At 72.2% G+C, this 17,476-nt stretch carries 18 protein-coding genes; 12 read left to right on the top strand and 6 right to left on the bottom strand.

Annotated elements, in window-relative coordinates; translation table 11 throughout:
• The first annotated feature begins 445 nt into the window (after positions 1–445).
• Entirely contained in the window at positions 446–1,660 is a 1,215-nt protein-coding gene (locus tag JL106_RS07405; protein WP_205260022.1) for an LLM class flavin-dependent oxidoreductase, read from the top strand.
• 76 nt (positions 1,661–1,736) lie between these two features.
• Here JL106_RS07405 and ppgK read toward each other — a convergent pair whose 3' ends face one another.
• Entirely contained in the window at positions 1,737–2,504 is a 768-nt protein-coding gene (ppgK, locus tag JL106_RS07400; protein WP_205260092.1) for a polyphosphate--glucose phosphotransferase, read from the bottom strand.
• Positions 2,505–2,729: 225 nt separating this feature from the next.
• A complete protein-coding gene (cei, locus tag JL106_RS07395) occupies positions 2,730–3,470 on the bottom strand; it encodes an envelope integrity protein Cei (RefSeq protein ID WP_205260021.1) in 741 nt (246 codons plus the stop codon).
• Between the two features lie 518 nt (positions 3,471–3,988).
• Between cei and JL106_RS07390 the strand changes: the two genes are divergently transcribed.
• The 4 genes from JL106_RS07390 to JL106_RS07375 all read left to right on the top strand — a co-directional run bounded on the left by JL106_RS07390 (position 3,989) and on the right by JL106_RS07375 (position 6,115).
• The gene (locus tag JL106_RS07390) at positions 3,989–4,288 is read left to right on the top strand and encodes a DUF4193 domain-containing protein (protein WP_205260020.1); all 300 of its coding nucleotides are present in this window, start codon (positions 3,989–3,991) and stop codon (positions 4,286–4,288) included.
• Between the two features lie 25 nt (positions 4,289–4,313).
• Positions 4,314–4,754 carry a pyrophosphohydrolase domain-containing protein gene (locus JL106_RS07385; RefSeq protein ID WP_205260019.1) on the top strand — a complete coding sequence of 147 codons (441 nt, stop codon included), beginning with the start codon at positions 4,314–4,316 and terminating at the stop codon, positions 4,752–4,754.
• Between the two features lie 207 nt (positions 4,755–4,961).
• Positions 4,962–5,327, top strand: coding sequence for an OB-fold nucleic acid binding domain-containing protein (locus tag JL106_RS07380; RefSeq protein ID WP_205260018.1), 366 nt, complete (start codon positions 4,962–4,964; stop codon positions 5,325–5,327).
• The gene (locus tag JL106_RS07375) at positions 5,324–6,115 is read left to right on the top strand and encodes a DUF3159 domain-containing protein (RefSeq protein ID WP_328841673.1); all 792 of its coding nucleotides are present in this window, start codon (positions 5,324–5,326) and stop codon (positions 6,113–6,115) included. The genes JL106_RS07380 and JL106_RS07375 overlap by 4 nt, the downstream gene beginning before the upstream one ends.
• A 33-nt stretch (positions 6,116–6,148) precedes the next feature.
• Here JL106_RS07375 and JL106_RS07370 read toward each other — a convergent pair whose 3' ends face one another.
• Together JL106_RS07370 and JL106_RS07365 are read right to left on the bottom strand one after the other, a co-directional pair.
• Positions 6,149–6,802 carry a potassium channel family protein gene (locus JL106_RS07370; protein WP_205260017.1) on the bottom strand — a complete coding sequence of 218 codons (654 nt, stop codon included), beginning with the start codon at positions 6,800–6,802 and terminating at the stop codon, positions 6,149–6,151.
• Positions 6,802–7,467, bottom strand: coding sequence for a potassium channel family protein (locus tag JL106_RS07365; RefSeq protein ID WP_205260090.1), 666 nt, complete (start codon positions 7,465–7,467; stop codon positions 6,802–6,804). The genes JL106_RS07370 and JL106_RS07365 overlap by 1 nt, the downstream gene beginning before the upstream one ends.
• 151 nt (positions 7,468–7,618) lie before the next feature.
• On the opposite strand from JL106_RS07365, the gene JL106_RS07360 reads away from it, so the two are divergent.
• From JL106_RS07360 to JL106_RS07330, 7 genes are all read left to right on the top strand, one after another.
• Entirely contained in the window at positions 7,619–9,784 is a 2,166-nt protein-coding gene (locus JL106_RS07360) for an APC family permease (protein WP_205260016.1), read from the top strand.
• Positions 9,781–11,271 (top strand): class I SAM-dependent RNA methyltransferase, encoded by a 1,491-nt coding sequence (locus JL106_RS07355; protein WP_205260015.1) that lies wholly within the window; start codon positions 9,781–9,783, stop codon positions 11,269–11,271. Before JL106_RS07360 ends, JL106_RS07355 begins: the two co-directional genes overlap by 4 nt.
• A 106-nt stretch (positions 11,272–11,377) precedes the next feature.
• Positions 11,378–12,145, top strand: a complete 768-nt coding sequence (locus JL106_RS07350; protein ID WP_328841668.1) for a GAF and ANTAR domain-containing protein — start codon at positions 11,378–11,380, stop codon at positions 12,143–12,145.
• A gap of 188 nt (positions 12,146–12,333) precedes the next feature.
• Positions 12,334–12,969, top strand: a complete 636-nt coding sequence (locus tag JL106_RS07345; RefSeq protein WP_205260013.1) for an ANTAR domain-containing protein — start codon at positions 12,334–12,336, stop codon at positions 12,967–12,969.
• A 219-nt stretch (positions 12,970–13,188) separates the two neighbouring features.
• The gene (locus JL106_RS07340; protein ID WP_205260012.1) at positions 13,189–13,794 is read left to right on the top strand and encodes a hypothetical protein; all 606 of its coding nucleotides are present in this window, start codon (positions 13,189–13,191) and stop codon (positions 13,792–13,794) included.
• A 283-nt stretch (positions 13,795–14,077) separates the two neighbouring features.
• Positions 14,078–15,154, top strand: coding sequence for a fatty acid desaturase family protein (locus JL106_RS07335; RefSeq protein ID WP_205260011.1), 1,077 nt, complete (start codon positions 14,078–14,080; stop codon positions 15,152–15,154).
• A gap of 147 nt (positions 15,155–15,301) precedes the next feature.
• Entirely contained in the window at positions 15,302–15,466 is a 165-nt protein-coding gene (locus JL106_RS07330; RefSeq protein ID WP_205260010.1) for a hypothetical protein, read from the top strand.
• A 140-nt stretch (positions 15,467–15,606) separates the two neighbouring features.
• Here JL106_RS07330 and JL106_RS07325 read toward each other — a convergent pair whose 3' ends face one another.
• Complete coding sequence (locus JL106_RS07325; RefSeq protein ID WP_205260009.1) at positions 15,607–16,254, bottom strand: hypothetical protein; 648 nt, start codon at positions 16,252–16,254, stop codon at positions 15,607–15,609.
• Positions 16,255–16,326: 72 nt separating this feature from the next.
• Positions 16,327–17,115 (bottom strand): PRC and DUF2382 domain-containing protein, encoded by a 789-nt coding sequence (locus JL106_RS07320; RefSeq protein WP_205260008.1) that lies wholly within the window; start codon positions 17,113–17,115, stop codon positions 16,327–16,329.
• Between the last annotated feature and the right edge of the window lie 361 nt (positions 17,116–17,476).

Raw genomic sequence — 17,476 nt, 5'->3', positions numbered from 1 at the left:
GTTCCAGTGTACCGGCGAGCCGGTCGGGCCACGACTGCACTGCGTGGCCGCGCTCCAGTGTGCCTTCGCTGGGGAGGAAGCGTCGGGTCCGACCGGGTGGTCCCGATGGCCGCACCGGGTGACGTCGCCGCGGAGCGCGGGGTGACGGACACCGCACGCGCGCCCGGGCATCACGGTGACCGGCGCGGGTCGGCGGTCGTGGTGGCGTCCACATGGCGACCGGAAGGCGGTTCGCATCCGCCGATCGGCGCGACCGCCCAACTGGTCGGCCGCCGTGCCTCACATCCGCGGAAGGTCTCAGCGGGCGAGTGGCCGGTCGTCCCCGGGCGGACCATGGACCAGCGACAACGGAGACCGGGCGAGGAGACGGCAGCTCCCGACCGATCGGTCGGTCAGAGGTTGTTCCGATCGCCCGCCCGTCCGCCTCCCGTGTCACACTGCCGTCATGGCCAATGACGACTCTGCGGCGCCCTTCCGTCCCGAGACCATCAAGTTCGGGATCTTCCAGGCGCCGTACCACCCCATGACGGGGAACCCCACCCTCCAGATCCGTCGCGACATCGACCTCGCGAAGCACGCTGACCACCTCGGCTTCGACGAGTACTGGATGGGGGAGCACCACTCCGGGGGGATCGAGAACGTCCCCGCCCCCGACCTGTTCATCGCCGCGGCGGTCGAGCACACCCACCGGATCAAGTTCGGCACCGGTGTCTTCTCGCTGCCCTACCACCACCCGCTGCTGGTGGCCGACCGGATCGCCCAGCTGGACCACCAGTCCAACGGCCGGGTCATCCTCGGCGTCGGCCCGGGCAAGCTGCCGCTCGACGCGATCATGATGGGCATCGACCCGCCGGACCAACGCCGCATGCAGGGCGAGTCGCTCGAGGCGATCGTCGAGCTGCTCAAGGGCAACGTGGTCAACGCCAAGACCGACTGGTTCGAGCTGCACGACGCCCGGGCCCAGCTGCTCCCGGTGTCGCCGGACGGCATCGAGATCGCCGTCGCCTCCACCGTCACCCCGTCCGGGTCGGTGCTGGCCGGCAAGCACGGCGGCACGCTGCTGTCGCTGGCCGCCGGCGACAAGGCCGGCTTCGACGCGCTCGACCGCAACTGGGACGTCTACGTCACCGAGTCCGAGAAGCACGGGCACACCCCGAACCGGGCCGGCTGGCGCGTGGTGACCCCGATGTTCCTGGCCGAGTCGCGCGAGGAGGCCGACAAGGCCGTCCGCCGGCGCATCCTGCACCACGTGGACTACCTGGAGAAGGCCGGCGGCGGCATCCAGTTCCCGTGGGGCCGGGATCCGCAGTCGGCCATCGACCAGCTGCGCGGCGAGGGCTGGCCGTCGTTCGGCTCCGCCGTCATCGGCACCCCGGACGAGGCCATCGCCGCCATCGAGGCGATGATCTCCAAGACCGGTGGCTTCGGCACCTTCCTGATCATCCACTACGACATGGCGGACTGGGAGGCGACCAAGCGCTCCTACGAGCTGTTCGCCGACGAGGTCATCCCGTACTTCCGCCGGTCGAACCGCAACCGGGTGGCCAGCCTCGACTACCACTCGGCCCACGCCCAGCAGCTCGGGGCCGGGGTCGTCCAGGCCATCACCCAGGCCACCCAGCAGTACTACGGCAAGGACGCCCAGATCCACATCCGCTGAGCGGAGCGGTCCCCGTCGCACGACCGACGGCCGGCCCGGGAGCGATCCGGGGCCGGCCGTCCGGTGTCTGCGCCGTTCAGCGCGGCGAGCCGGCTCCCGGGACCACCGCGCCCACCTGGGCCGCCTCGAAGGCGGCCAGGGCCGAGCCGACGATGCCGGCGTTGTTGATGAGCTCGGCCACCTTGAGCGGGGTCCGGCACTTCAGGTGCGGCACCCACTTCTCGGGACGCTTGGAGATCCCGCCTCCGAGGATGAACAGCTCCGGCCAGATCAGCTGCTCGAGCGTCCTGAGGTACTTGGACGCCCGCTTGGCCCACTTCTCCCAGGAGAGTTCCTCCCGCTCCCGGGCCGAGGCGGCCGCCTTGGTCTCGGCGTCGTGGCCGTCGATCTCGATGTGGCCGAGCTCGGCGTTGGGCACCAGCTTGCCGTCGTGGATCAGGGCGATGCCGACGCCGGTGCCGAAGGTGACCATGACGACCAGCCCGCGGTGGCCGGCGCCGACGCCGTACCGCACCTCGGCCAGCCCGGCCGCGTCCGCGTCGTTCAGGAAGAACGACGGCCCGGGCAGCTTCGGCCCGACGGTCTCGAGCAGGGACGTGCCGATCCACGCCTTGTCCACGTTGGCCGCCGTCTGCACGACCCCGTCCATCACGACACCGGGGAAGTCCACGCCGACCGGCCCGGTGTAGTCGAAGTTGGCGGCCACCTTGGCCACCGTCTCGGCCACCGCATCCGGCGTGGCCGGTTGCGGCGTGTCCAACCGGAACCGGTCGGTGACCAGCTCCCCGGTGCCGAGGTCGACGATGCCGCCCTTGATCCCCGTGCCCCCGATGTCGATGCCCATCGCCCGCTGGCCGGGCAGTGTGGTGCTGCCGGGCACGCCGATGTTCCCTGTGGTCACCGTGACGTCCTCTCCCCTGGAACGCTGGACCCGGGATCCGGGCCGGCTCTCGGCGGAAGCGTAGCCAGCGGTGTGGATCGTGTCCTGCAGGAACCCGGGAGATCGACTGCGCGCCCGGCGGCGGTGTCGACTGCGCCCGGGGGCGGTGTCGACTCTGCCCGGGGGCGGTCAGGTCGCGCAGGACGCCTGGGGGAGCCCCGGGATGGGCGGCAGCGGCGTCGCAGACGCGGTCTGGCCCTCGATGACGGCCGGCGGGGTCGCGGCACTGGCGAACTCCCTCAGGCGCGCCTGCACCTCGTCCGAGATCGGGGCGTAGACGAAGCGGGCGCCGATGGCGAAGTCCACCGAGTCGTCGACCCGGCCGTCCTGGACCAACTGCGCGCAGGGGGCCAGCTCGAGCACCGTCCGGGCGGCGGCGACGCCGGCGGCACCGAAGCGGATCTCGCCCAGACAGCGCAGATCCCCGGCGGGGTACAGCGGGTCGTTCACGCCCGCGCCGATGGACTCGAAGCCGGCCGCGCGGAACTCGTCGGTGACGGCCTTGGCCTGACCGCGGACCTGGCTGGCATTGAAGACCCGCAGCGCGACGGTGGCCGGGGGGGCCGGGCGGACCCCGGCCAGCGTGTCGGTCCCGACGAAGCTGCCCAGCGAGGTCACGACCGGTGTCGTGCTGGTGGGCGACGTGGTGGGTGACGCGGTCGCCCCGTCGGCCAGCGCCGTGCTCCGTGCGGTGTCGGACGTCGGGGTGGGGGCGGGCCCGGGTGCGTTGCACTCGCGGCTCTGCGACGGGTCGGGCTTGAGCGCCTGGAACCAGATGACCCCGGCGGCGACCAGCAGCACCACCACCACCGACAGGGCCGGCAAGATCCGCCGACGCCGGTACTTCTCCGGCGCGGTTGCGAGGCTCACCGGCGCAGTCCTCCTGGTGGCTCGGGGCGGGTCGAGGTCCCGGCCAGGGTAGACGGTGCGCGCCGGTGCACCGGTCTGCCGCGGCCGGGCGACGGCGACGAGTCGGTGTCGCGCCGTATCCGGAGCGGAGCCGCTCGCGCGGTCGGTGCGGCGACGGCCTCCCCGTCGGCTAGCCTGCTGCGGCGCACCGGTGGTCCGGGCGATCCGCCGGCGGGCGGGAGGGGGCCCGGCTGCCCCGGCGACCAGGTCGCCCGGTCCGGGGTCCGGGTCGCCGGCGGGTCGGGTTTGGGCCGGTCAGCCGACGGGCACAAAACGGCCCGTGCGTGCGTTGTCCGGTGCGCTGCGCAGCAGGATCGGGTCGTCGGGAGTGATCCCGCGGACCGTGATCAGCACAGCGCCCGGGGTGGGGACGCGGCCGGTGGCCCCGACCGGTACCGGAGGGATCTCCGGCCGGGCAGGTGGTGCGGTGCCGTCCCATCCGACGGACGCCGCACAGAGCGAGAGCGAGGAACAAGAGGATGGCCACCGATTACGACGCGCCACGTCGGAACGAGACCGACGAGCCCTCGGAGGACTCGCTGGAGGAGTTGAAGGCCAGGCGCAACGAGGCCCAGTCGTCCGTCGTCGACATCGACGAGGGCGACACCGCCGAGAGCTTCGAGTTGCCGGGAGCCGACCTGTCGGGTGAGGAACTCACCGTCAAGGTCGTCCCCAAGCAGGCCGACGAGTTCACCTGCTCGTCCTGCTTCCTGGTGCAGCACCGCAGCCGTCTGGCCACCGAGTCCGGGGGCCGGCTGATCTGCGTCGACTGCGCCTGATCGCGGCGGCCGGACCGTGACTGCGGTGCCCGAGCGGGCGGACGACGAGCGGCCCGGCCCGTCCGACGCCGGGCCGGTCAGCCGGATCGCCGATCAGGTGGCCGCGTTCCACCGGGCGTACGGCCTGCCGGTGCGCGACCGCCCGGTCGACGCGCTGGAGGTGGGGGAGATGGCGCTGCGCCAGGCGCTGATGGACGAGGAGGTCGGCGAACTCCGCGAGGCGGCGCTGGCCGGGGACCTCATCGAGGTCGCGGACGCCCTGGCCGACATCGTCTACATCGCGTACGGGACCGCGCACGTCTACGGCATCGACCTGGACGCGGTGCTGGACGAGGTGCACGACTCGAACATGACCAAGCTGGGTCCGGACGGTCGGGTGCTGCGCCGGGCCGACGGCAAGGTGCTCAAGGGGCCGGACTACCGGCCGCCGGACGTGGCCCGGGCGCTCGGCCTGGACGAGGTCTGAGGCAGCCGGACCGGTCGCCGGGACCCGCTCGGCGGTGGTCGGGACCGCAGTGGCACAGACCACCGGGCGACCCCCCCCCGTCCGGCGATGCCGGGACCGTGGTCACGGCGCTATCGTGGGCCGCGGTCGGCCCGGTGGGCAGGCCGAACGGCCCGGCCGACGGCCTGGTCGTCCCCGACACCGCGGTCGACGATGGAGTGACGTTCGATGGGCAACATCGGTCGCTGGTTCAAGAAGCTGACCAGCGATGACGCCGAGCTGGAGGCCGACGCACTGACCGAGGAGGCCGACGCCTGCGGCGCGGAACACGCCGACGGCTGCCGCAAGGGCCAGCGCGTGACCCTGCAGGGACGGCTGCGGTACGTCGACCTGCACCCGAACGAGGCGCAGGCGGCGCTGACCGCCGAGCTGTACGACGGCACCGACAGCGTCAAGCTGATCTGGCTGGGCCGTCGGTCGATCAGCGGGATCGAACCCGGGCGGACCATGCGGGTCCGCGGACGGGTGGCGGTCCAGGACGGACAGAAGATCATCTACAACCCCGACTACGACTTGATGTCGGTCCACGCGTGACCTCGGCCCCCGGGCCGCAGGACGCCGCCGGGTCCGGCCCGGGCGACCCGGCCGGGCCGGACGCGCGGCCCGCCGCCGAGTCGCCCGCTGCGTCGACCACTGAGAAGCCCACTGTGCCGCCGACCATGTTGCAGCAGATGGGCGGCGTGGCCGGGGTGCTGGACTCGGCGTTGCCGGTGGTCGTGTTCGTGGCGGTGAACTCCTTCGCCGGGCTGACCTGGGCACTGTGGACCGCGATCGGTGCCGGGGTGCTGATCGCCGTGGTCCGGCTGCTGCGCCGCAAGCCGGTCACCCAGGCCCTCGGCGGGCTGGTGGCCGTCGGGGTGGCGGCGTTCATCGCCGGCCGGACCGGATCGGCCAAGGACTTCTTCCTGCTCGGCATCTGGACCCAGCTGCTGTACGGCGGCGCCTTCCTGCTGTCCATCCTGGTGCGCTGGCCGCTCATCGGGGTGGTCTGGGAGGCGCTGAACGGCCGGGGCAGCGGCTGGCGGTCCGACCGGCTGATGCGCCGTCGGTACACCTGGGCCACCGCGGTCTGGGTGGTGCTGTTCCTGGCCCGCTTCCTGGTGCAGCGCTACCTGTACGACGAGAACTCGGTGGGCTGGCTGGCCGCCGTCCGGATCGCCATGGGCTACCCGGTGTTCATCCTCGGGCTGCTGGTGTCGGCCCTCATCGTGCTCGGGCCCGAGGTGTGGCACCGGCCCGGCGGCACCTGGAAGGAACGGGTGGCCGGGGTGCGGCAGGGGCTCAAGGGCACCCCGCGACCCGATCGGTCGCCGGACGCCTGACCGGCGCCCCGGACCGGGATCAGCGCTGTCGGGTCAGCGCAGCGCCTCGCGGACCGCGTCCTCCACCTCGGGTGAGGCCACGAACAGCAGTTCGTCACCGGGCTCGATCGGTTCGTCGGGCTGCGGCAGGATCACCCGCCCGCCGCGCAGGATGACCACCAGGGCGGCATCCCGGGGCAGCTGCAGGTCCCGCACCGGCCGTCCGGCCATCGAGGTGGTCGACGGCAGGGTGACCTCGACCAGGTTGGCCTGACCCTGGCGCAGCGTGAACAGCCGGACCAGATCGCCGACCGAGACGGCCTCCTCGACCAGGGCGGCCAGGATCCGTGGTGTGGACACGGCCACGTCGACGCCCCAGGCGTCGGTGAACAGCCACTCGTTGCGCGGGTCGTTGACCCGGCCCACCACCCGGGACACCGCGAACTCGGTCTTGGCCAGCAGCGACACCACCAGGTTGACCTTGTCGTCGCCGGTGCAGGCGATCACCACGTCGCAGGACTGCAATCCGGCCTCCTCCAGCGAGCTGAACTCGCAGGCGTCGGCCAACACCCATTCGGCCGCCTCGATCCGCTCCGGGCGGATGGCGGAGGCGTCCCGGTCGATCAGCATGACCTGGTGGCCGTTCTCGACGAGCTCCCCGGCGATGGACCGGCCGACCGAGCCGGCCCCGGCGATGGCGATGCGCATCAGTCGACGTCCACCGGTGAGACGGCCGCGCGTTCGGCGACCGCGGCGACGGTCGGCGCCAGCACGGACGCGTAGACCAGGTCGCCGTCCTGGATGACGGTCTCCGGGGTGGGCAGCAGCCCGTTGCCGAACCGGACGACGAAGGCGACGTGCACGCCCACCACCCCTTCCAGTTCCGGCAGTGGCCGGCCGATCCAGTCCCGGTGGTACGGCAGGTTGACGATGGCCACCGTGCCCGACGGGTCGCGCCACTCGCTGATCAGGCCCTGCGGCAGCACCGCCCGCAGCAGCCGGTCGGTGGTCCACGGCACGGTCGCCACCGTCGGGATGCCCAGGCGCTCGTACACCTGCGCCCGCTTCGGGTCGTAGATGCGGGCCACCACGGTGTCCACCCCGAACTGCTCGCGCGCCACCCGCGCGGCGATGATGTTGGAGTTGTCCCCGGAGGACACCGCGGCGAAGCCGTGCGCCTCCTGGATGCGGGCGGCGATCAACGTGTCCCGGTCGAAGCCCATGCCGGTCACCTGCTGACCGCGGAAGTCGGCGCCCAGCCGGCGGAACGACGCCGGGTCGCGGTCGATGACCGCCACCGAGTGGCCCATGGCGTTGAGCTGGCGGGCCACGGCGGATCCGACCCGGCCGCAGCCCATGATCACGATGTGCACGGCTCCGGTGTCCTCCGGTTCGTCGTGGGCGGCGGGCGCGATCGGATCGCCGGTCCGGCCGGACCCTGGGCGAAATCTACAACGCCGGGCCGGACCGTCCGCCGGGTCGGGCCGGCGACGCGCCACCGGTGGTCACCGTAGGCTTCGGGCCGTGTCCAGAGTGACCGCCGCGGCCAAACGCCTGCTCGTCGGCCGACCGCAACGCAGCGATCGGTTGGCCCACACCCTGTTGCCCAAGCGCATCGCGCTGCCGGTGTTCGCCTCCGACGCCATGTCCAGCGTGGCGTACGCCCCGGCGGAGATCTTCACGGTGCTGTCGGTCGCCGGCCTGGCGGCGTACGTCTACGCCCCGTGGATCGCCGTGCTGGTCTGCGTGGTGATGGTCGTGGTGGTGCTGTCCTACCGGCAGAACGTGCACGCCTATCCCAGCGGCGGCGGCGACTACGAGGTCGCCACCAAGAACCTGGGACCGAACTTCGGCCTGCTGGTGGCCAGCGCCCTGCTGGTCGACTACATCCTGACCGTGGCGGTGTCGACGGCGGCCGGCGTGGCCAACATCGGGTCGGCCATCGGCTTCGTCGGCGACCACCCGGTGTGGTGGTCGATCGCGATCATCGTGCTGGTCACCGCGGCCAACCTGCGCGGGATCCGGGAGTCCGGGGCCGCGTTCGCCGTCCCGGTCTACCTGTTCATCGCCTCGATGCTGACCATGCTCGTCACCGGCGGCATCCGCTGGGCCACCGGCTCCGAGATGGCCGCGGAGAGCGCCGGTTTCGAGCTGGTGCCGGAGCACTCGCTGTCCGGCCTGGCCTTGCTCTTCCTGCTGGCCCGCGCCTTCTCGTCCGGATCGGCCGCGCTCACCGGGGTGGAGGCGATCTCCAACGGGGTGCCGGCGTTCCGCAAGCCGAAGTCGAAGAACGCGGCGACGACGCTGGCCATGATGGGCGCGCTCTCGGTGACGATGATGCTCGGCCTGGTCGGCCTGGCCCTGGCCACCGGCGCGCAGATCGCCGACGACCCGGCCCGGCAGCTGGTCGGCGCGCCCGAGGGCTACTACCAGAAGACGCTCATCGCGCAGATCGCCGAGGCGGTGTTCTCGGGCTTCCCGCCGGCGTTCTACCTGGTCTCGTTCGCCACCGGCCTGATCCTGATCCTGGCCTGCAACACCGCCTTCAACGGCTTCCCGGTGCTCGGCTCGATCCTGGCCCAGGACCGCTTCCTGCCCCGGCAGCTGCACACCCGCGGCGACCGGCTGGCCTTCTCCAACGGCATCCTGTTCCTGGCCGCGGTGGCGCTCATCCTGATCGTGGCCTTCCAGGCCGACGTGACCGCGCTGATCCAGCTGTACATCGTCGGGGTGTTCGTCTCGTTCACCTGCTCGCAGGCCGGCATGACCCTGCACTGGCGTCGGCTGCTGCGGACCGAGCGCGACCCGGCGGTCCGGCGCCGGATGCGGCGCAGCCAGACGATCAACGCGATCGGCTTCTGCCTGACCGCGGTGGTGCTGGTGATCGTGCTGATCACCAAGTTCCTGGCCGGGGCGTGGATCGCCATCGCCGCGATGGCGATCATCTTCGTGACCATGCGGGCCATCCGGAAGCACTACGACCGGGTCGCCCGCGAGCTGGCCGCCGACGAGGACGACCTGGTGCTGCCCAGCCGGGTACACGCCATCGTGCTGGTCTCCAAGCTGCACCTGCCGACCATGCGAGCGCTGGCCTACGCGCGGGCCACCCGCCCGGACACGCTGGAGGCGGTCACCGTCAGCGTCGACCCCAAGGACACGGCCGAGCTGGCCCGCGAGTGGGAGGACCGGGACCTGCCGGTCGCCCTCAAGGTCATCGACTCGCCGTTCCGCGAGGTGACGCGGCCGATCCTGGACTACGTCCGGCGGATCCGGAAGGCCGCCCCCCGTGACCTGGTCGCCGTGTACATCCCCGAGTACGTCGTCGGCAAGTGGTGGGAGCAGATCCTGCACAACCAGTCCGCGCTCCGGCTCAAGGGCCGGTTGCTGTTCACACCGGGCGTCATGGTCACCTCGGTGCCCTGGCAGCTGTCGTCCACCCAGGGCGTGGACGACCGGATGCGGCTGCGGTCGGACCGCGAGGTGCAGATGCGTGGCCGCATCCCCAGCTCGACCATCCAGCCCGGCGCGGCCTCGGAGCAGGCCGGCCGGATCCGGGCCGGCCGGTACACGGCGGACCGGGCGGCGACGGGCAGCAGCGCCGGGCACGGCGGTGCCGGCAGTGGTTCGGGGAACGGGTCCGGCACCGGCCGGGCGCGGGCGGCGGGGCGGCCCGGGGCGGAGCGGCAGTGACGGAACGGATCGAGCACGCGAGCGATCCCGGTGACCTGACCGCTGACCAGTTGGCGGTGGGTTCCGTCGTCGAGGTGGAGGTGGGGCCCGTCGCGCACGGCGGCCACTGCGTGGCCCGGTACCAGGGTCGTGTGGTGTTCGTCCGGCTGGCCCTGCCCGGCGAACGGGTCCGGGTCCGGATCACCGACGCCCGGCGCGGGTCGTTCTGTCGGGGCGAGGCGATCGAGGTGCTGCGGGCGGACCCCGACCGGGTGGCCGCCCCGTGCCGGCACTACCGGCCCGGTGGCTGCGGCGGGTGCGACTTCCAGCACGCCACCCCGGCCCGACAGCGCTCGCTCAAGGCGGCGGTGGTGGCCGAGCAGCTGCACCGGCTGGCCGGGGTCGACCGCGAGGTGATCGTGCAGGAGCTCCGGGCCGCGGTGGCGCCGGAACCGGCAGCGCGACCGGACCCGGACTGGCACTGGCGGACCCGGGTGCGCTGGGCCGCCGACCGCGACGACCACATCGGACCGCGGGCGTTCCGGTCGGCCGTGGTGCAGGACGTGGGACCGGACGCACCGTGCCTGATCGCGGCGCCGGGGCTCAGCGAGGCGGCCGCCGAGCTCAGCGCGCCGCGGGACCTGCGCCGGCCGGCGGTGGCCGCCGGGGTCGGGGTCGGAGGGGTTCAACGGCCCGGGCGGCCGAACCGGAGCCAGCGAGGCGGACCCCGCGGCCGGCGGGCTGCCGATCCGGTGCGGCCGCCAGACCCCGAGGTGGTCCTGGTCCGCCGGCCGGGGGAGGGGCCGCTGGCGGTGTGGACCGGGCCGGACCATCCGTCGGACTCGCTGCCGTCGACCCGCGCGCACGCCGGGATGCCCGCCGGGGGACCGACCACGGTGGCCGCGGACCGGACGGTGGCGCACCCGGACGCCGTGCAGGAGACCGCGCTGGGTCGGACGTGGCAGGTGGCCGCGGACGGGTTCTGGCAGGCCCACCCGGCCGCGGTCGACACCCTCGGTGCGGCGGTGGACCGGATGCTCGAGGGGCGGCTGCCGGCCGGCGGCACGGCGTGGGACCTGTACGGCGGGGTCGGGGTCTTCGCCGAGGTGCTGGCCCGGCGGGTCGGTGCGGACGGCGTTGTGGTGACCGTCGAGGGGGACACCGAGGCGTCCCGGCTGGCCGCGGCCAACCTGGCCGACCGACCGCAGGTCACCGCACTGTGCGGGGCGGTGGAACAACGGCTGGGCGAGCTGCCCGGCCGGGTGGACGCGATCGTGCTCGACCCGCCGCGGTCCGGGGCCGGGGCCGGGGTGTGCCGGCAGCTGGCCGACCGGCGGCCCGCGGTGCTGGTCTACGTGGCCTGCGACCCGGCCGCACTGGCCCGGGACACCGCCGCGCTGCAGGACGCCGGGTACCGGCTGGCCGAGCTGGAGGCGTTCGACTGCTTCCCGCAGACCCACCACGTGGAGTGCGTGGCGGCCTTCGTCCCGGAGCCGAACCGGGACTGAGCAGCCCGTCGCGTCCGAGGCGCCGCGGACCGCCACCGATACAGTGCTGCCGGCACCACTGTGGTCGGACGGTCGCCGTCGCCCACGGCGAGGGAAGCAGGTGGTGGTGGACGACCCGCAGCGCGTGAATCCGGGGAGCTCGGCCGACGCGCCCGGCGACGATGCCGCACTGGAGGAGGGTCTATCCGGTCTGTCCGGTCTGTCCTCGCTGTCGCAGCTGGATGACCTGCTGGTGCGGGTGGCGGAGCTCGCGGTCACGGCGATCCCACATGCCGAAGGAGCCGGGCTGACGCTGCTGGAGCCGGATCGACCGGACGTAGTCGTCAAGACCGCGGAGTTCGTCCGGCGGATCGACGACATGCAGTACTCCATCGGCGAGGGCCCGTGCATCACTGCGGCCGCCGACGGGGTCACGGTGCGCTCCGGGTCGCTCGGCGGTGACCGGCGCTGGCCGAGGTTCGGTCCGCGGGCCGGCCGGATGGGCGTGCACAGCGTCCTGTCCCTGCCGCTGGTCACCCCGAGCGGGGTCGTCGGGGCCATGAACGTCTACGCCCGGGCCAAGGACGTCTTCGATCAGCGCGCTGAGGAGCTCGGTGAGCTGTTCGCCGCACCGGCCGCCATCACGGTGCAGAACGCCCAGATCCTGGCTCAGGTCCAGCGGCTCGCCGATCGGCTGCAGGCGGCCCTGGCCAGTCGCGCCGTCATCGACCAGGCCATCGGCATTCTGCGCAGCCGCACCGGGTGCGGCCCGCAGGAGGCGTTCGAACGGCTCCGCCGGATCAGTCAGGCGGAGCACGTCAAGCTGGTCGACGTGGCCGGCCGGATCGTCGACGAGGCGGTGCGCCGGGCATCCCGCGCCCACGGCGACCGATGAGGTCGCCCGGCGGTGCCGCCCGTCCGAGCCGGAGGACTTGATCGCGCCGGCGGGCTGCCATACGGTCGGCACGCTGGAACCCAGCCCGCCCGGGGCCGGCGTCGCCGTCATCGCCGCGACGTCGTCGACTGATCCCGTCACCCGCCGCCCGGGCATTTCCTGAGGTGCTCGACATCTGGGCCGAGCCGATGACCACCGAATTTCTGCACCCTCCGGCCGGGCCGATCGTCCCGGTGGCGCTCGACGAGTCACTGGCCACGGTCCCGGCCGACCCGGGGAAGACCGATCCGGTCGATGTGTTCGCCCGTGTCCGGACCATCCTGGTCGCGTTGGTGTGCGAGTCGGTCGAGGTCGGGCTGCGGTCCGGCCCGGGGGCGCATCCCGCCGAACGGCTCACCTCGGTCGAGGTCTCCGTGACGGGCGAGCCCGGTCGGTACTCGTGCAGCGCGGAACTGGCGTTGGCTCCGTGCGGCGAACTCGTCGCGACGCTGGTCGCGTCGGTGCGGTGCGCCTGGTCCGACCCGATGCCCCCGACCGCCGATCAGCTCGCCGTCATCCGGATCGTGCTGCAACACGCGGGGCAGGTCGTCCGTGACGCGTTGTCCGTCCAGGTCATCGCGCGGCAGCGGGCCACGATCGACGACCTGGGTCTGGCGCTGCAGAGCAATCGCCGGATCGGCGCGGCGATCGGCATCCTGATGGCCCGGCGGGATCTCACGTCCGATCAGGCCTTCGGGCTGCTGCGCACGGCCAGTCAGCACGGCAATCGCAAGCTCCGTGACGTCGCCGACCAGGTGGTGGCCACCGGTCGACTGCCGGGCTGACGGCGACATCAAGCCGGCGCCAGCGGGACCGCGGCACCTCCGCGGTGTCGGACGGGTAGCGTCGGGAACGCCCGTCAGCGCCATCCCGCAGGTGGTCGCACGCTGCGCCGGGCATCGGGTGCCGCGACCGCCGGCGCCGGACGTCGGATCGATCGATCAGGGCACTCGGGAAGCTCCGCGAGGCACTTCATCGACCGTCCGAGTCGTACTTCCGCCCACTTGGCCGCGCTGACCGCCGCGCTCGACCGGCCGGGCACTGATCTATCGGCCATCCTCGCCGTCCTGCTCGACGACCTCCGGGTCGGCATCCCATCGTTCGTTGCCGTCCGGGTCACCGTCCTGACTGCCACGCAGCCGATCGTCCTGACCGCCGCGGTTTCGGACACCCCGGTCGTCGTCACGGTGCAGATCCAGCTCCAGCTGCCGCCGGGACCGCCAGGCTGCACCGGAGCTGTCCTGGAGCTGTCGGCCGGCGCGATCGGTGCGCTCGACGCGTGGGCGGCCGACGTCCGCCGGATCACCGGCGACGAGGACGGGGCCGTCGTCCGCCAGCTGCCTCCGGTGCGGGCGTGCATCGGCACCGACCTCGCCGGCCTGGACGCGGTGGGTGAGATCGACCAGGCGCTGGGAGTGCTGATCGATCGCGGACTCGACCCGGACGCGGCGCGCGCCGACCTGGACCGGCGGTCGGCCGAGGCCGGCGGGGACCGGCACCGAGCGGCTCGTAGGGTCCTCGACGGCGTTCGGATCCTCCCGAGCAGCGTCCGTGATCGCTCCGACCCCTCCGGATGCCGCCGCGGGCCTGCCGGTCCGCGGAGCACGTAGACTCGGAAGCGCTGGTGCCACAGCCGACCCGGGGCCGGCGCCGCTGCCTCGCGGCTGCGGTGCCGTGATCCAACCGCGAACCCGGGATCCCTCCTCGCGTCCTGTCGAACGCTGCCACTCACCGGTGCGATTCAGCGGCTCCGTCCGTCCTGCCCGCAGCTCCCGGCCCCCGGTCTGCTGCGGGGATCGTCACCGTCAACGACGGCAGGTCCCGCTCGACGCGGGGCCCGCTCCGTGGCCGGCTGCCGACTCTCGCGCACCTCCATCCTCGAAGGGCTTCCCTGTGTCGACGAGTGTCATCGCCGATCCGAGTCCCACCCGACCCCGGGACCGGACGACCAGCGACTATGCCCAGCTGCTCAGGACCGTGCAGGAGCACGGCCTCCTGGGACGTCGGCTGCGGTACTACTGGATCAAGGGATCGGTCCTGCTGCTGGGGCTCGCCGCCACCTGGGTCGGCTTCTTCCTGCTGGGCCATCACTGGGCGCAGCTGGGCGTGGCTGCCGGACTGGCCGTCGTGCTCACCCAGATCGTCTTCCTGTCCCACGACGCCGCGCACCAGCAGATCTTCCGGTCCAGGAATGCCAACGACCTCGCCGCCCTGGTGATGGGCACCGGCATCGGTGGCGTCAGCCTCTCGTGGTGGAACAACAAGCACTCCAAGCATCACGCTGCACCGAACCACATCGGGAAGGACAGCGACATCTCGCCCAGCGTGGTGCACTTCTACCCTGCCGAGACCCCGCCCCGGTCGCGTCTCGCAGTGTTCCTGCATGAGCACCAGGGCTGGTGGTTCTTCCCGCTGTTGGTCGTCGAGATGCTGAACCTGCACGCGCAGAGCGTCATCGCCCTGCTCACCCGTCGAGATCTGAGGCGCCGCAAGGCCGAGACCGCGCTGTTGTCCGCCCGGCTCGTCGGCTACCCGGCCGCCGTCTTCGTCGTCCTGCCCGTGGGCATGGCCGCGGCCTTCCTGGGCGTGCAGCTGGCGATCTCGGGCCTGTACCTGGGATCGGCGTTCGCGGCCAGCCACATCGGCATGCCGGTGGTGCCCGCGGATTCCCGCATCGACTTCCTCCGCCGCCAAGTTCTGTTGTCGCGCAACATCTCTGGCGGTGGCGTGGCCAGCCTGGCGATGGGCGGCCTCAACTACCAGATCGAGCATCACCTGTTCCCCAACATGCCCCGGCCCAACCTGCACCGCGTGCGGCCGATCGTGCAGCGCTTCTGCGCGGCCCGCGAGATCCCGTACCAGAAAATGACGATCACCCGGGCGTGGGCGACCGTGGCCGGGTACCTCAATCGCGTCGGTCTGGCCGGGCGGGATCCGTTCCAGTGCCCTGTCGTCGCGTCGCTGCGCTGACCCGGCATGATCCGAGTCCTTGACGTTTTCGAACCCGGCCCGACGCGCACCGGGCCGCTTCGGCGACGATCCGTCGTGGCGCCGCGTGGCGTCGGGGACGGCCGGCTCGTCCGGCCCGCTCACCGATCAGAGAAGGGTTCGGCACTGTTGGTGCTGTCCATCGTGCTGCTGGTCCTGTGGCTGATCGTGGCCATCGTGGGGTTCGCCATCATGAGCGTGCTCTGGATCGGCGTCATCGGTGTCGTGCTGTTCGTCGCGACCGCCGCCATCGTGCCGTGCGACGGCGGTCGTTGCGGCGGTGACACCCTTTGACCGCCTGACCGACAGGCTCCCGGCCGGGAACACGGGCAGGGACCGGTGGGTCGACGAACAGCGGCGCCGTCGAGGAGGTCCTCGACGGCGCCGCTGTCGTTGGTGCGTGTGCGCGTCGGGCGGTCAGGCCCGACGCCGGCTCAGGCGGAGAGCCCGGCCTTGTCGACCCGACGGTGGTAGGCCATGCCCACCTTGCCGCCGAGCAGTGCGGCGCCCAGGCTGACCAGGATGACCGCGGCGATGGCGATGAGGCCGGCCGTGGTCAGTCTGCCCTCGTCGATCGGGATCCGCGGCAGGTTCAGGTTGGACAGCACGTTGAACTTACTGCCGAACAGCAGCACCAGCACGGCGACGACGACGGCGAAGACGACGCTCCACAGCCAGACGGCCAGACCCTGCTTGGTGCCGTTGAACCGGGCCATCCGGCCGGTGACGTAGCCGACGCAGAACCAGGCCAGGGCGACGACGACCAGTAGCGCGATGGCGCCGATGAGCCCGATCGTCTTGGCCGTCCCCGTCGCCGCGGCGGCCTGGTCGTTGATGTCGGCCATCGTGGTGTCGTTGGCCAGTCCGAGGGGCACGCCGGTCTCGGTCAGCAACGAGGTCAGCAATGCGGCGATGCCGACGGCGGACATGAAGCCGAAGAAGGCCGACCCGATCTTCACGCCGCCGTACTTCTCGGTCTCGCGGGCCTGCACCGAGGCTCGGTCCACGCCGAGATCGGCGGCGGTGTGCGAGTACGGGCGCGACCCGTCGGTGGTGGTGCTGGTGTCATCGACACTGGACATCGAACACTCGTGGAGCGAGATGGGTTGCGCGCCGGGGTGATCGATGTCGGCGCGAGGGGACCGGGATCGCGGTCAGCGCTGCGTGCGTCCCTCGGAGGCGACCGGCGCGGCCGTGACGACCTCGCCGGTGTCGATCTGCTCCTTGCGGACCTGCTCGGTGACCCGCTGCTGCTCGGTGACGGTCTCGGTGTCCAGAAGGACCTTCTCGACCGCGACGACGTCCTTGTCGACCACGACGCGGCCCTCGTGCAGGGTGACCTCGACGCTGGCCTCACCGATGGTGGAACCGTCGACGGCATCGCCCGGCGCCAGCGTCTCGCGGATGACGCGGACCTCTTCGTGGCTCACCGGCACGGTGACGGTCTCCTGCTCGGTGACCACGAACTTGCGCAGCCGGGCACGGCCGGCCTCCTGGGTGGGGGTACCGACACACAGCCGCTCCTCGGACCGGGTCAGCACGTCGCCGGCATCGGCGGCCGTGGTCCCGGCGACCGCAGTGGTCGCGGCGTGGTCGGAGACGGCGTGCTCGGTATCGGACGCGAGATGGCCGGTGCCGACGCGGTAGTGGGTGTACAGGTCGTTCTCCTGCCCGGGGCTCAGCGTCTCGCCGGCGTCCGAGGAGTGGGGGGCGTCCTTGATGGTGGCCTTGTCGTAGGGCACGGTGACGCTGTCGCCGGAGACCGTGGCCTCGTCGGTCGGCACGAAGGACTCCTTGCTGCCGAACCAGCCGGTCTTCACCGTCACCCAGCTGACATCGCCGGTGCGGTCGTCCAAGTAGACCTGACCGATCGCGCCGACGGTCTCGCCGTCACTGCCGATCACGGTGCCGGCGTAGAGGAGCTGCTGAGGCTGGGCCTGCATGATCATGTGGATCCTTCTTCAGGACTGGTCCTGCGTCGGTCGACGGCAGGGATGCGGCCGCGGGCCACTCGTCTCGAGTGCCGGCGGGCGGAAGTCTGTGAGCGAGTTGAAGGTGGTGTCTGGCGCGGAGGATCGCGGATGAGGCGCGTTCCGGCGGGGCCGGAACGGGCGGCGGGGCCGGACGTCGGTCCCCGAGTGCGCGATTGCTGTGTCAGGAGCACACGTCGAGGGACGTTCTGCCTAGTTGTCGGCGAATGATCGATCACACCGGTGATCGATGAAGAATCTGTTCGGGAGCGGATCCAGCCGTGTCGGGCGGAATGCCCGACGCGGCCGTGCGTGGTGATCGCCCCTACGCTCG

Origin of the sequence: Nakamurella leprariae (genome assembly GCF_016918035.1) — a bacterium.
Lineage (GTDB): Bacteria > Actinomycetota > Actinomycetes > Mycobacteriales > Nakamurellaceae > Nakamurella > Nakamurella leprariae.
Note: the sequence above shows the minus strand (reverse complement) of the source record. Positions and strands in the feature narration are given on the sequence as shown.

Coding starts and splice junctions, on each gene's coding strand:
- JL106_RS07390 (WP_205260020.1), top strand. CDS start 3,989: ATGGCCACCGATTACGACGCGCCACGTCGGAACGAGACCGACGAGCCC.
- JL106_RS07370 (WP_205260017.1), bottom strand. CDS start 6,802: ATGCGCATCGCCATCGCCGGGGCCGGCTCGGTCGGCCGGTCCATCGCC.
- JL106_RS07380 (WP_205260018.1), top strand. CDS start 4,962: ATGGGCAACATCGGTCGCTGGTTCAAGAAGCTGACCAGCGATGACGCC.
- JL106_RS07325 (WP_205260009.1), bottom strand. CDS start 16,254: ATGTCCAGTGTCGATGACACCAGCACCACCACCGACGGGTCGCGCCCG.
- JL106_RS07320 (WP_205260008.1), bottom strand. CDS start 17,115: ATGCAGGCCCAGCCTCAGCAGCTCCTCTACGCCGGCACCGTGATCGGC.
- JL106_RS07345 (WP_205260013.1), top strand. CDS start 12,334: ATGACCACCGAATTTCTGCACCCTCCGGCCGGGCCGATCGTCCCGGTG.
- JL106_RS07405 (WP_205260022.1), top strand. CDS start 446: ATGGCCAATGACGACTCTGCGGCGCCCTTCCGTCCCGAGACCATCAAG.
- ppgK (WP_205260092.1), bottom strand. CDS start 2,504: ATGGGCATCGACATCGGGGGCACGGGGATCAAGGGCGGCATCGTCGAC.